We start from the raw sequence: 12,786 nt of genomic DNA, 5'->3' as shown, positions 1-12,786 counted from the left end.
TTACCCCCGACCCAAGTAGCGGGGGGCGCGGAATGAAAAATGGGCACGCCAACTTGGTTGGGTGCCCATTTTTTGTGCAGGCCTTTAAGGTCCTCACGGCAACTCGATCCCGCCCGATGCCTTGTGCAATTTGCGCAGATGTTCGCCGATCTGCTTCACGTTGGCTTCGTTGGCCGCCATTTCCGCGGCACGCTCAGGCTCGAGCAGGGCCCGCACTTCCTTGTCCAGTTCACCGCTGAGCACCTGTAGCTGTTTCTGGCGCTCGCTGCTTTCCGATTCCAGATTTTTCCATTCATTGGGTTGCGGCAATCCGTAGCCGCCACTGTCGAGCAGTTCCGCCGGACGGCTCAAGAAGCCGCTGCTGGCGAGAATGTCCTTCAAGGTCTTGTTGGCTTTGTCCATGCCACCGTTTTTCAGCTCCCGGGCGCCCAGGTAGCGTTGTTTCACTTCGTCCTGGGCCAGCAGCAACTGCTGGCGGAAGCTGGCCTGTTCCAGCAGGAGCAAGGCGGCGCTGGCGCGCAGGTCAGCCTGGTCGAACCACTGGCGACGCTCCACGGCTTTGAGTTCCAGCCATTGCTCGACCGTGTCCTGCTTGATCGGCAGGCGTTTTTTCAATACCTCGAACATCGCCTGGTAGCGCTCGCGGAAGGAGTCGAAGCGATAACCCAGGCGCAGCGCTTCGCGAGGATCGTCCAGCACGCTGGTATCGGCCAGACCGCGGCCCTTGAGCACTTCGAGCAGGCCGTTGGGCATGATGTTGTCCAGGGTGACCAGCTTCGAATTGTTGGTGCCACCGCGCAGCAGCTTGAGTTCCTCGACCGCGCAATTGTTGGACAGGAAGAAGTAGTTGCCGTCGTAGCTCCAGTGCATCTCGGCGGCGCGTTCCACCGTGTCCTCAATTTCGCTGCGCGACAGGTTCAGCGGTACCGAGGCCAGGCTGCGCAGTTCGGTCTTGGTGTATTCATCGATGACTTGCGCCAAAGGCAACACGAACAGGCGAGAAGGGTACTTGCCCACCAGCCCGTCCCAGCTCGACAGCTGCACGTCACCGACGAAAGCGCGGTAGGACAGCACCAAGTGCTGGTCCAGATCGAGCCGGCAATCCGGGCCTCGCGGACGCCCCGGTTTGCAGATCACCAGCCGCAACATGCTGTGACCCCAACGGCTGACCCAGTTCTGGTTGGCCTCGGCCAGCAGATAGTCGACGGCATACACCCGTTCCGGGTCGACCTGGCCCAGCGGCGTCTTGGCGAAATCATTGCCTGCATTGAGGAATGCGTAGGTCTTGCTGCAGGTGTCCTTGGCGGCAGGTGCCCAGCCGAAGTGTTCCTTGTAATAACGATACAGCGAGGGCCGGCGGCAGGCGTAGCTCGGATCGAGGAGGAAGTACTCCATGTTCACCGCGACGAATTCCTTGGGGCTGCTCGTCTCGTAGATGTCCGGGCTGCGCGCGATCTGGCGGTTGTGCTGTTCGCGCTCGCCGCGACGGCCGACGTATTGCTGCCAGCCGGCGAGGTCCAGCAGGCGCGGATCGTCGCTGAGGGTGAAGCGCCGACCGGACTGGCCGCGGCATTCATCGGCAATGCCCACCAGCCCCGAGTTGCTTTCCTGGCGGGTGCAGCGTTGGATCAATGTGCGCTGTGCCTTGGGCCAAAGGCGTGAACGGTCGTAGATGTGGGTCAGCTCGTGCAGAACCGTGGCGAGCATTTCCCGGCGCACGGTGCCGTGAGGGCGATAGGTCTTCTTGGTCGCCGCCGTGCCATCCGTGAGGCTGGCCAGCAGCTTGCGGTTCAGATCGAGTTCAGACACCAGCGACGCCTGGCCATAGGCGTTGGCGGGCATGTCGTCGGTCCAGCCGACGTCGATGCGCCGGTCGAGTTGCTCGATGAAGCGCGGCGGCAACGCTTGCATGGCTTCATCGAGCAGCGCCTGGCTGGCTTGCTGTTGGGAAGGGGTCAGGCCGTCAGTCTTGAGATGCAGCTCAAGGCCGGCGTGGGCGCTGCTGCCGATCAGCAACAGCGTCCCGGCCAGCAGCCAGGCGAATGCAGGCCTCACAGTGCGAGGATGGCTTCGGCGAGATCCTGATCACTGGCGTCGCGGGCTTCCGGTACGCGGGTGCGCAACATGTCCAGGGCGGCTTCCAGGTGAGCGCCGCGGATGTCGCCATTGGTTGCGACGAAGCTGGCGGCATCGTCCTGGGCTTCACGAACCAGTTTCGAATCGCGGATCGACGTGGTGGTATCGGACGTGAAATCGAGCGTGCGCTGGGTGGCACGGATCAGCATGTTACTGGTGGCAACCAGGGTATGGGCCTGGGCCACGTCGGCCAACAGCAGCAGGCCGAGGGTGGCGGCAATCAGCGGATTACGCATGGAACAACTCCGGAAGAATCTTGAATAACTATTGGACGAGAATTGCCTGCGCCAGTTCAAGGTCGCTGGCATGAAGTTTTGACTGGGTCTGGCGCAGATAACGCAGGGCCGACTCCAGTTGTGCGCCTCTCAGTTGGCCGTTGCTGGCGATGAACGCCGCGGCGTCATCCCGGGCGGCGAGCAGCATTTTATGGTCGAAGGGCGCGGCGGTCACCATGCTGGTGGCATATCCGCTGACCACGGTGCCTTGGGTCGACAGGTTGAAGGCGTCGAAGGCGTGGGCGGGGCCGGAACAGATGGCTGCCAGAAGGGCAGTGGTGCGAAGCAGATTCGAGGGCGAACGCATAAGACTCACAACTGTAGGAGCGAGTTTGCTCGCGATGGTCGTTAACGATTACGCGGGGTGAATGAATGCCCGCGGTGTCTGGTCGTCCATCGCGAGCAAGCTCGCTCCTACAAGGTTTGGGGGAATGGCTTAGATCGTCAGGATCGCCTGGGCCAGCTGTGCATCGGTGGCGTTAAGTTGAGGAGCCTGGTGGCGGATGTGGTCCAGTGCGCTTTCGAGTTTCACCCCACGAATGGCGCCTTCGCTGGCGACGAAGCTGGCAGCGTCGTCACGGGCCGCGAGCACGATCTTGTCATCGTGGAACGAGGAGGTGACATCGGAAGTGGCATCGGAGCTGGATTTGAGTGCACCGACGACGGCATCGGTGGTCACGATGAAGCTGGTGGCGTTGGCATTGGCAGCCACGGCAAGCAGAGCAGCAGCGCTGAGCAGACGAAGACGGGACATGGGTGTAACTCCTCTGTAAAGCCGACGGTAAGGGTGGCGCAATGTCTGGGACAGGCTTCGCCACAGTCCTGGGTTGATAGTAGGCCCGTGGACGAGTTCCCGACAATCCGCTGATGTGAATCAGCGTCAAGACGCAATCAGTCTAGCGGTATAACTGTTCAGGTGTAATTGAATTTATATGAAACTGTACTGGTGCTGATTTTTTGAACTCTGAAACGACAAAGCCCGTCGTGGTTTCCCACGACGGGCTTTGTTTTTTCAATTCGGTTGCTGGCGGTGGACCTTGAGGTCAGGGCCAGCGACGCTTACTTAGCGCCAGAACGGCTTGCTCAGCTCTTCGTAGCGCTGTGCTTCGCTGATACCGGCGTCAGCCAGCAGACGCGAATCCAGACGAGCCAGTTGGTGGCGGCTGGAGATGCGGCGTTGCCACAGCATCAGGTTGGCGATTACGCGCAGAGGCAGGGAAGCCTGGGTTTTTGCAGCAGTGTCTTGAAAGAACAGATCGGAACTGAGTGTACGTTCCATGGTTTTCATCCTTCCGCTTATGGCGGGATTAGGTAGTGGCTTAACTGGTGCCCATGATCCTCTTGTTTGCCTAGCCTCTGTAGATACAGTTCATCTGTATTGTGAGGGCTCAGTTAACTGTTTATAGGGGGTGTACTGGTCCAAATTGAGGCAACTGTACCTGTCTGCATCATTATGGTGCTATTTTTCAGTTTTTGTCGGTGAGTGTGGGGATTTTCTGTAGGAAAACACCAGTACAGCAGTACAGTTTTCTTCAAGAATGACTCTGAGAAGTGAAAGCTGGCGAAACTGTGTTTGCGCCAGCTGTTCCCTTGTCTCCTTATACGGCGAGCATGCGACCGGTTTCTTCCAGGTTCATGTGCCAACTCAGGGCGTCGCGCAGGATGTGCGGCGTGTGTCCACCCAGGGCGCAGGCGGCGGTGAAGTAGTCATTGAGCGCCTGGCGGAAATCCGGGTGCACACAGTTGTCGATGATCGCCCGGGCGCGCTCGCGAGGGGCCAGGCCGCGCAGGTCCGCCAGGCCGACTTCGGTCACCAGAATGTCGACGTCATGCTCGGTATGGTCGACGTGGCTGACCATTGGCACCACGCTGGAAATCGCGCCGCCCTTGGCGATCGACTTGGTCACGAAGATTGCCAGGTGTGCGTTGCGCGCAAAATCACCCGAGCCGCCGATGCCGTTCATCATCCGCGTGCCGCAAACGTGGGTGGAGTTCACGTTGCCGTAGATGTCGAACTCAAGCGCCGTGTTGATGCCGATGATGCCAAGGCGACGTACGACTTCGGGGTGGTTGGAGATTTCCTGCGGACGCAGCACCAGTTTGTCCTTGTAGCGTTCCAGATTGCCGAACACTTCAGCGGTGCGCCGGCCCGACAGGGTGATCGAGCTGCCCGAAGCAAAGCTCAGCTTGCCGGCGTCGATCAGGTCGAAGGTCGAGTCCTGCAACACTTCGGAGTACATCGTCAGATCTTCAAAAGGCGAATCGATCAGTCCGCACATCACCGCGTTTGCGATGGTGCCAATGCCGGCCTGCAGTGGCCCGAGCTTGTTGGTCATGCGCCCAGCGTCCACTTCCTGCTTGAAGAAGCCGATCAGATGATCAGCGATGGCCTGGGTGTCGACGTCCGGTGGCAAGACAGTGGAAGGCGAGTCGGCCTGGTGGGTGACCACAATCGCGACAATCTTTTCCGGCGGGATCGGAATCGCGGTGCTACCGATGCGATCGTCAACCTTGACCAGTGGAATCGGAGTGCGGGTCGGACGATAGGTTGGGATATAGATGTCGTGCAGACCTTCCAGGTTCGGGTTGTGCGCCATGTTGATCTCGACGATCACGTGTTTGGCGAAAATCGCGAAGCTGGCGGAGTTGCCCACGGAAGTGGTCGGCACAATATGACCCTGCTCGGTAATGGCCACGGCTTCGATGACCGCGATGTCCGGCAGCTTCAGTTGCTGGTTGCGCAGTTGCTCCACGGTTTCCGAGAGGTGCTGGTCGATGAACATCACTTCACCGGCATTGATCGCCTTGCGCAGGGTGTTGTCGACCTGGAAGGGCATGCGTCGCGACAGTACGCCGGCTTCGGTGAGTTGCTTGTCCAGGTCGTTGCCCAGGCTGGCGCCGGTCATCAGGCTGATCTTCAGCGGCGTGACCTTGGCTCGCTCGGCCAATGCGTGGGGGACGGCCTTGGCTTCGCCGGCACGGGTAAAGCCGCTCATGCCGACGGTCATGCCGTCTTCAATCAGAGCGGCAGCCTCGGCGGCGCTCATCACTTTATCCAACAACGAAGGCAGGCGAATACGGTCACGGTACATGGATTGTTATCTCGGGTAACGGGTAGCAGGAAGCGCAGTCTATTGAATTTCGCGCAGGCCTGTCCCGCTACCAAGGTCGCAAAAGAGCCGTCTATTCCGGGTCTTTCAAGCAAAACACCATTACCGGATCAGTAACAAAGCGCTGGTTTGTCCGACGATTTGCGCAAACAAAAACGCCCCGACGGGTCGGGGCGTTTTCGCAAGGCATCGAGGGTTACTCGACAGCTTTCACCATGTCTTCGATGACCTTTTTAGCGTCGCCGAACACCATCATGGTTTTGTCCAGGTAGAACAATTCGTTGTCCAGACCGGCATAGCCGCTGGCCATCGAGCGCTTGTTGACGATGATGGTCTTGGCCTTGAACGCTTCGAGAATCGGCATGCCGGCAATCGGCGATTTCGGATCGTTCTTGGCGGCCGGGTTGACCACGTCGTTGGCGCCGAGCACCAGTACCACGTCGGCCTGGCCGAACTCGGAGTTGATGTCTTCCATCTCGAACACCTGGTCGTAAGGCACTTCGGCCTCGGCCAGCAATACGTTCATGTGGCCCGGCATACGGCCAGCAACCGGGTGGATCGCGTACTTCACGGTCACGCCGCGATGGGTCAGCTTCTCGGTCAGTTCCTTCAACGCGTGCTGTGCACGGGCCACCGCCAGGCCGTAGCCCGGAACGATGACGACGCTGTCGGCGTTGGTCAGCAGGAATGTTGCGTCGTCGGCCGAACCGGATTTCACCGGACGGGCTTCTTTCGAACCGCCAGCATCCCCCGCATCGGCGCTGTTGCCGAAACCGCCGAGGAGTACATTAAAGAAGGAGCGGTTCATCGCCTTGCACATGATGTACGAGAGGATCGCACCGGAAGAACCTACCAGCGAGCCCGCGATGATCAGCATCGAGTTGTTCAACGAGAAGCCGATACCTGCCGCCGCCCAGCCGGAGTAGCTGTTGAGCATCGACACCACGACCGGCATGTCGGCGCCGCCGATCGGGATGATGATCAGCACGCCCATGACGAAGGCCAGGGCCAGCATCAGTGCGAAAGCGGTGAGGCTGCCGGTGACCATGAAGGTCACGCCCAAAGCCAGGGTCGCCAGACCCAGCAGCAGGTTCAGTTTGTGCTGGCCGCCGAACTGTACCGGAGCTCCCTGGAACAGGCGGAACTTGTACTTGCCCGACAGTTTGCCGAAGGCGATCACGGAACCGGAGAAAGTGATTGCACCAATGGCCGCGCCGAGGAACAGCTCCAGACGGTTGCCCGCCGGAATCGAATCGCCCAGATGTTTGACGATGCCCAGCGATTGCGGCTCGACCACGGCAGCGATGGCAATGAACACCGCCGCCATACCGATCATGCTGTGCATGAAGGCGACCAGTTCCGGCATCTTGGTCATTTCAACGCGCTTGGCCATGATCGAACCGGCGGTACCGCCGATCAGCAGGCCGACGATCACGTAGCCGATGCCGGCTGTAGCCAGCTCTGCGCCCAGCTTATAGATGAGGCCGATGGTGGTGAGGATCGCCAGCGCCATGCCGAGCATGCCGAACAGGTTGCCGCGACGCGACGTAGTCGGGTGCGACAAGCCCTTGAGGGCCTGGATGAAACAGATCGACGCGATCAGGTAAAGCGTCGTTACGAGGTTCATGCTCATTACTTCGGCGCCTCTTCTTTTGCGGCTTTCGGGGCTTTTTTCTTGAACATCTCAAGCATGCGGCGGGTGACCAGGAAGCCACCGAACACGTTGACCGCTGCCAGTGCCACGGCCAGGGTGCCCATGATCTTGCCCAGCGGCGTCACGGTCAGGGCGGCCGCCAGCATGGCGCCGACGATCACGATTGCAGAGATTGCGTTGGTCACCGCCATCAAAGGCGTGTGCAGCGCGGGCGTAACGTTCCAGACCACGTGGTAACCGACATAAATCGCCAGCACGAAGATGATCAGGTTGTAGATACCGGGGGAGATAAGCTCTTCCATCGTCTGAATCCCTGCTTAGGCGTTTTTGCGGATGACTTGGCCATCGCGGCACATCAGGCACGCGGCGACGATGTCGTCTTCGAGGTTGATCTCGAACTGGCCTTCCTTGGTGAAGACCAGTTTCAGGAAGTCCAGCAGGTTGCGGGCGTACAGCGCCGAAGCATCGGCGGCCACCGCACCGGCCAGGTTGGTCGGGCCAACGATGGTCACGCCATTTTCGACGACCACCTGATCCGCCACCGTCAGCGGGCAGTTGCCGCCTTGGGCTGCGGCGAGGTCGATGACCACCGAACCAGGCTTCATCTGCGCCACGGTTTCGGCGCTCAACAGCGTCGGTGCCTTGCGGCCCGGGATCAGTGCGGTGGTGATGACGACGTCAGCCTGCTTGGCGCGCTCGTGCACGGCCACGGCCTGACGCTGCATCCAGCTTGCCGGCATGGGGCGCGCGTAACCGCCGACACCGACGGCGCATTCACGCTCTTCATCGGTCTCGTAAGGCACGTCGACGAACTTGGCGCCGAGGGATTCGATCTGCTCTTTTACCGCAGGACGCACGTCGGACGCTTCGATCACTGCACCCAGGCGTTTGGCCGTGGCGATCGCCTGCAGGCCAGCCACGCCGGCACCGAGAATCAGCACGCGCGCCGCTTTCACGGTGCCCGCGGCCGTCATCAGCATCGGCATGAAGCGAGGGTAGTAGTGAGCGGCCAGCAGCACGGCTTTGTAGCCGGCGATGTTGGCCTGGGAAGACAGTACGTCCAGACTCTGGGCGCGGGAGGTACGTGGGGCCGCCTCCAGCGCGAACGCGGTAATGCCGCATTCGGCCATTTTGGCGATGGTTTCATTGCTGAACGGGTTGAGCATCCCCACCACAACGGTGCCGCGCTTGATCAGCGCCAGTTCGTTGTCGTTGGGTGCAACCACTTTGAGAATCAGCTCGGCCCCAAACGCATCATTGGCGCTGCCAATGGTTGCGCCCGCCGTTTCATAGGCACTGTCGACAACGCTGGCGTTAATGCCGGCGCCGCTTTGTACAGTGACCTTATGGCCCTGGCTGATCAGCTTCTTAATGGTTTCCGGGGTAGCAGCAACCCGTGTTTCACCCGTTTGGGTCTCAAGAGGAACACCAATGTGCACGTCAAATCTCCTGCGTGATCTTATTAAGTAAACCCATGCACTACGGATGGTGCGGCTGGGGCGGCCGATCAGCACGATCCCGCCGAATCTGGGCGGGGCGCGGCATTTTGCAGGCGAACTTTGTGCCCTTTCAAGGGATTATGGCGCGTGACGCAAAATTAACTACAAGTCATCCCGTGACCGAATGTCGCACCGATTCGGTTCTAGCCCTTACGGGGCGTGCCTTTCGAGCATTTTTGCCAGAAATAAAGTTTTTTCGCATCGGCCATATGAATGATGCTGCATCGCTCCTGAATACAGGCTCAAAGCCATGTAATCAGGCGCTTGTGGGACGTTTGTACTGCTTGGGAATACAGTCTTCGAATATGCGACAAATACTTATATCTGTAGGGTTTTTATTTTGCTGACTACGAGGTCAGCAAACGCCTGAAGCCCTTTATTCTTCGATGCTGTAGCTGTGCGCCTGGTTGACCAGCCAATCCCGAAAAGCCCGCAAAGACGCCGATTCGACCTTTCGCTCGGGAATCATCAGGTAATACGCCTTGATGCTGGAGAGCGCCTGGGGGTTGGCAATTACCAGTCTTTTCTCGGCCAATTCACGCTGAATCAGGAACGGTGGGATCAAGGCGATGCCCATGTCGTGCATGGCCGCCTGGGCGAGCATGGAGAATAGCTCGTAGCGTGGTCCTGTCATGTCGCGAGGGACACTCAGTCGCTGGGAGTTAAACCAATGTCGCCAGGCATAGGGGCGGGTGGTTTGCTGCAATAGAGGTAATTCAGCGATTTCATCGGCGGTCAGATGAGTGTTTTTCCCCAACAGGTTTGGGCTGCAAACGGGAAGCGGGTGTTCATCCATTAACCGATGGGACTGTGTACCTGACCAGTCTGCATCGCCGAAGTAAATCGCAGCATCGAAGTCAGTGTCGGCAAACAGGAAAGGGCGAGTACGGTTGGTCAGGTTGACCGTCACTTCCGGGTGTTTTTGCTGGAAGTCTTTAAGTCGGGGCAGCAGCCATTGAGTGCCGAACGTCGGAACCACAGCCAGTTCGATCACATTGGCACCTTGCTGACCCATGACTGACAGGGTGTCCCGCTCGACCGCATCAAGTTGGGTCGCCACCCGGCGGCTGTAGGAGAGGCCGGCTTCCGTCAGTTTCACTCCGCGCCGTGAGCGTCGGAACAGCTCTACGTTGAGAAACTCCTCTAGGCTGGCGATCTGTCGGCAAATCGCTCCCTGGGTCAGGGACAACTCCTGCGCCGCCTTGGTGAAGCTCTCGTGGCGCGCGGCCGCTTCGAAGCTGATCAGGGCGGTCGTGCTGGGGATCTTTCTGCGCATGTACGTCAACCTCACTAATACATCGCACAATTTGCGGTTTGCGACGTTTCGGAGTGAGAAATTAGCACAACAGTATGCGAAATCCTCGTTTGCCCGGATGGCGAACCCGGCCTAGGATCAATCCCACGTAATTTGACCCGTTTCGAGAGGACACACTCATGGCCGGTAAAGCTAGCTTCAACTGGATCGATCCCCTGCTGCTGGATCAACAGCTCACCGAAGAAGAGCGCATGATCCGCGACACCGCCGCTCAGTTCGCCCAGCAAAGCCTCGCGCCGCGCATTCTCGAAGCGTTCCGTCACGAAAAGACCGACCCTGCGATCTTCCGCGAAATGGGCGAAGTGGGCCTGTTGGGCGCGACCATTCCCGAGCAGTACGGCGGCAGTGGCCTGAACTACGTCAGCTATGGCCTGATCGCCCGTGAGGTCGAGCGTATCGACTCCGGCTACCGCTCGATGATGAGCGTGCAGTCCTCGCTGGTGATGGTGCCCATCAACGAATTCGGTACCGAAGCGCAGAAGCAGAAATACCTGCCGAAGCTGGCGTCGGGTGAGTGGATCGGTTGCTTTGGTCTGACCGAGCCTAACCACGGTTCCGATCCGGGCGCGATGATTACCCGTGCACGCAAAGTGGAAGGCGGCTACAGCCTGACCGGCAGCAAAATGTGGATCACCAACAGCCCGATCGCCGATGTGTTCGTGGTCTGGGGCAAGGACGACGCGGGCGACATCCGTGGTTTCGTTCTGGAGAAAGGCTGGAAAGGCCTGAGCGCTCCGGCGATTCACGGCAAGGTCGGCCTTCGTGCGTCGATCACCGGCGAGATCGTCATGGATAACGTGTTTGTGCCTGAAGAGAACATCTTCCCGGATGTTCGCGGCCTGAAAGGTCCATTCACCTGCCTCAACTCGGCACGTTACGGCATTTCCTGGGGCGCGCTGGGTGCTGCCGAGTTCTGCTGGCACACCGCTCGCCAGTACACCCTGGATCGTCAGCAGTTCGGCCGTCCATTGGCTGCCACCCAGCTGATCCAGAAGAAACTGGCCGATATGCAGACCGAGATCACCATGGCGCTGCAAGGCTGCCTGCGTCTGGGTCGCATGAAAGACGAAGGTACTGCTGCGGTTGAAATCACTTCGATGATGAAGCGCAACTCCTGCGGCAAGTCCCTGGATATCGCGCGCATGGCCCGTGACATGCTGGGCGGTAACGGTATCTCGGACGAGTTCGGCGTTGCTCGCCACCTGGTCAACCTGGAGGTGGTCAATACCTATGAAGGTACCCATGACGTCCACGCGTTGATCCTCGGTCGCGCGCAGACCGGCCTTCAGGCGTTCTACTAACAGGAGAACGCCATGGGCGCGCTTTCGCATCTGCGGGTACTGGATTTATCGCGGGTACTGGCCGGGCCGTGGTCCGGACAGATTCTTGCGGACCTTGGCGCTGAAGTGATCAAGGTCGAGCGTCCGGGCAATGGCGATGACACGCGCGCCTGGGGTCCGCCTTTCCTTAAAGACGCCTATGGCGAAAACACCAGCGAGGCCGCCTATTACCTGTCGGCCAATCGCAACAAGCAATCGGTGACCATCGACTTCACGCGCCCGGAAGGGCAGAAGCTGGTGCGTGATCTGGCGGCCAAGTCCGATATCCTGATCGAGAACTTCAAGGTCGGCGGGCTGGCGGCTTATGGGCTGGACTACGAGTCGCTGAAGGCAATCAATCCGGATCTGATCTACTGCTCGATCACCGGATTCGGCCAGACCGGTCCTTATGCCAAGCGCGCGGGTTATGACTTCATGATCCAGGGGCTGGGCGGCCTCATGAGCCTCACCGGGCGGCCTGAGGGCGATGAGGGCGCGGGGCCGGTGAAGGTCGGGGTGGCGCTGACCGACATTCTGACGGGGCTGTATTCGACCGTCGCGATCCTGGCCGCGCTTGCGCATCGCAATCAGGTGGGTGGTGGGCAACATATAGATATGGCATTGCTGGATGTTCAGGTGGCGTGCCTGGCTAACCAGGCGATGAACTACCTGACCACGGGCAATGCTCCCAAGCGTCTGGGCAATGCTCATCCGAATATCGTGCCTTATCAGGATTTTCCTACGGCCGATGGCGACTTCATCCTTACTGTGGGTAATGACGGGCAGTTCCGCAAGTTCGCGGAAGTCGCCGGGCAGCCTCAGTGGGCGGACGATCCGCGGTTTGTGACCAATAAGCTGCGGGTGGCGAACAGGGCGGTGCTGATTCCGCTGATCCGTCAGGCGACGGTTTTCAAGACCACGGCTGAGTGGGTGGCACAGCTGGAACAGGCGGGTGTGCCGTGCGGCCCTATCAATGACCTGGCGCAGATGTTTGCCGATCCTCAGGTCAAGGCGCGTGGTTTGGCGATCGAGTTGCCGCATGCTTTGGCTGGGGCGGTGCCTCAGGTGGCGAGTCCGATTCGATTGTCCGAGACGCCGGTTGAGTACCGTCGTGCTCCTCCGCTGTTGGGCGAGCATACGCTGGAGATTCTGCAGCGGGTGCTGGGGCTGGATGCTGGGGCGGTCGCGGCGTTCAAAGAGTCTGGCGTGCTCTGAGGTTTCCCTTCTATATAGAAAGACTGAGTTTGCTCCTCCTTATTGAAGGAGGAGCAGGCTGTTTTCTACCGCCTGTAACTTATTGAAAGAAAACTGAAATTAACTGTTGACGGCAGATTTCAGATCTCTATAATTCGCCCCACTTCCGGCGCAGTCGAAACGGAAAACTCCTTGGTAATCAACGAGTTAAGTAAGTTTCGACGGTGACGGCTTCAGTTCATCGAAGCCCGCAGGGAGTTGAAAAAGAGGTGTTGACAGCAGCG

At 59.4% G+C, this 12,786-nt stretch carries 12 protein-coding genes; 2 read left to right on the top strand and 10 right to left on the bottom strand.

The features are described 5' to 3' along the window. Positions 1–93: 93 nt before the first annotated feature. The 10 genes from HNO86_RS03120 to HNO86_RS03075 all read right to left on the bottom strand — a co-directional run bounded on the left by HNO86_RS03120 (position 94) and on the right by HNO86_RS03075 (position 9,950). Positions 94–2,055 carry a DUF4105 domain-containing protein gene (locus tag HNO86_RS03120; protein ID WP_175375572.1) on the bottom strand — a complete coding sequence of 654 codons (1,962 nt, stop codon included), beginning with the start codon at positions 2,053–2,055 and terminating at the stop codon, positions 94–96. Beyond that, complete coding sequence (locus tag HNO86_RS03115) at positions 2,052–2,372, bottom strand: DUF2388 domain-containing protein (protein ID WP_175375571.1); 321 nt, start codon at positions 2,370–2,372, stop codon at positions 2,052–2,054. Before HNO86_RS03115 ends, HNO86_RS03120 begins: the two co-directional genes overlap by 4 nt. 28 nt (positions 2,373–2,400) lie before the next feature. Next, the gene (locus tag HNO86_RS03110; RefSeq protein ID WP_175375570.1) at positions 2,401–2,718 is read right to left on the bottom strand and encodes a DUF2388 domain-containing protein; all 318 of its coding nucleotides are present in this window, start codon (positions 2,716–2,718) and stop codon (positions 2,401–2,403) included. Between the two features lie 129 nt (positions 2,719–2,847). Further along, complete coding sequence (locus HNO86_RS03105; protein ID WP_175375569.1) at positions 2,848–3,165, bottom strand: DUF2388 domain-containing protein; 318 nt, start codon at positions 3,163–3,165, stop codon at positions 2,848–2,850. Between the two features lie 309 nt (positions 3,166–3,474). Next, positions 3,475–3,690 (bottom strand): DUF1127 domain-containing protein, encoded by a 216-nt coding sequence (locus tag HNO86_RS03100; RefSeq protein ID WP_175375568.1) that lies wholly within the window; start codon positions 3,688–3,690, stop codon positions 3,475–3,477. Positions 3,691–4,009: 319 nt separating this feature from the next. Beyond that, positions 4,010–5,503, bottom strand: coding sequence for an acetyl-CoA hydrolase/transferase family protein (locus HNO86_RS03095; RefSeq protein WP_175375567.1), 1,494 nt, complete (start codon positions 5,501–5,503; stop codon positions 4,010–4,012). 214 nt (positions 5,504–5,717) lie between these two features. After that, positions 5,718–7,154 (bottom strand): NAD(P)(+) transhydrogenase (Re/Si-specific) subunit beta, encoded by a 1,437-nt coding sequence (locus HNO86_RS03090; RefSeq protein ID WP_175375566.1) that lies wholly within the window; start codon positions 7,152–7,154, stop codon positions 5,718–5,720. Further along, a complete protein-coding gene (locus HNO86_RS03085) occupies positions 7,154–7,477 on the bottom strand; it encodes an NAD(P) transhydrogenase subunit alpha (protein WP_175375565.1) in 324 nt (107 codons plus the stop codon). The genes HNO86_RS03090 and HNO86_RS03085 overlap by 1 nt, the downstream gene beginning before the upstream one ends. A 15-nt stretch (positions 7,478–7,492) precedes the next feature. After that, positions 7,493–8,614 (bottom strand): Re/Si-specific NAD(P)(+) transhydrogenase subunit alpha, encoded by a 1,122-nt coding sequence (locus HNO86_RS03080; protein WP_175375564.1) that lies wholly within the window; start codon positions 8,612–8,614, stop codon positions 7,493–7,495. Positions 8,615–9,050: 436 nt separating this feature from the next. After that, positions 9,051–9,950 (bottom strand): LysR family transcriptional regulator, encoded by a 900-nt coding sequence (locus HNO86_RS03075; RefSeq protein WP_175375563.1) that lies wholly within the window; start codon positions 9,948–9,950, stop codon positions 9,051–9,053. Positions 9,951–10,108: 158 nt separating this feature from the next. On the opposite strand from HNO86_RS03075, the gene HNO86_RS03070 reads away from it, so the two are divergent. Together HNO86_RS03070 and HNO86_RS03065 are read left to right on the top strand one after the other, a co-directional pair. Beyond that, positions 10,109–11,290, top strand: a complete 1,182-nt coding sequence (locus HNO86_RS03070; protein ID WP_175375562.1) for an acyl-CoA dehydrogenase — start codon at positions 10,109–10,111, stop codon at positions 11,288–11,290. A 12-nt stretch (positions 11,291–11,302) separates the two neighbouring features. Then, positions 11,303–12,523, top strand: a complete 1,221-nt coding sequence (locus tag HNO86_RS03065) for a CaiB/BaiF CoA-transferase family protein (protein ID WP_175375561.1) — start codon at positions 11,303–11,305, stop codon at positions 12,521–12,523. Positions 12,524–12,786: the final 263 nt, after the last annotated feature.

This window comes from Pseudomonas sp. C1C7 (assembly GCF_013359595.1).
Classification (GTDB): domain Bacteria; phylum Pseudomonadota; class Gammaproteobacteria; order Pseudomonadales; family Pseudomonadaceae; genus Aquipseudomonas.
Note: the sequence above shows the minus strand (reverse complement) of the source record. Positions and strands in the feature narration are given on the sequence as shown.

Coding starts and splice junctions, on each gene's coding strand:
- HNO86_RS03070 (WP_175375562.1), top strand. CDS start 10,109: ATGGCCGGTAAAGCTAGCTTCAACTGGATCGATCCCCTGCTGCTGGAT.
- HNO86_RS03105 (WP_175375569.1), bottom strand. CDS start 3,165: ATGTCCCGTCTTCGTCTGCTCAGCGCTGCTGCTCTGCTTGCCGTGGCT.
- HNO86_RS03090 (WP_175375566.1), bottom strand. CDS start 7,154: ATGAGCATGAACCTCGTAACGACGCTTTACCTGATCGCGTCGATCTGT.
- HNO86_RS03085 (WP_175375565.1), bottom strand. CDS start 7,477: ATGGAAGAGCTTATCTCCCCCGGTATCTACAACCTGATCATCTTCGTG.
- HNO86_RS03095 (WP_175375567.1), bottom strand. CDS start 5,503: ATGTACCGTGACCGTATTCGCCTGCCTTCGTTGTTGGATAAAGTGATG.
- HNO86_RS03110 (WP_175375570.1), bottom strand. CDS start 2,718: ATGCGTTCGCCCTCGAATCTGCTTCGCACCACTGCCCTTCTGGCAGCC.
- HNO86_RS03065 (WP_175375561.1), top strand. CDS start 11,303: ATGGGCGCGCTTTCGCATCTGCGGGTACTGGATTTATCGCGGGTACTG.
- HNO86_RS03100 (WP_175375568.1), bottom strand. CDS start 3,690: ATGGAACGTACACTCAGTTCCGATCTGTTCTTTCAAGACACTGCTGCA.
- HNO86_RS03115 (WP_175375571.1), bottom strand. CDS start 2,372: ATGCGTAATCCGCTGATTGCCGCCACCCTCGGCCTGCTGCTGTTGGCC.
- HNO86_RS03075 (WP_175375563.1), bottom strand. CDS start 9,950: ATGCGCAGAAAGATCCCCAGCACGACCGCCCTGATCAGCTTCGAAGCG.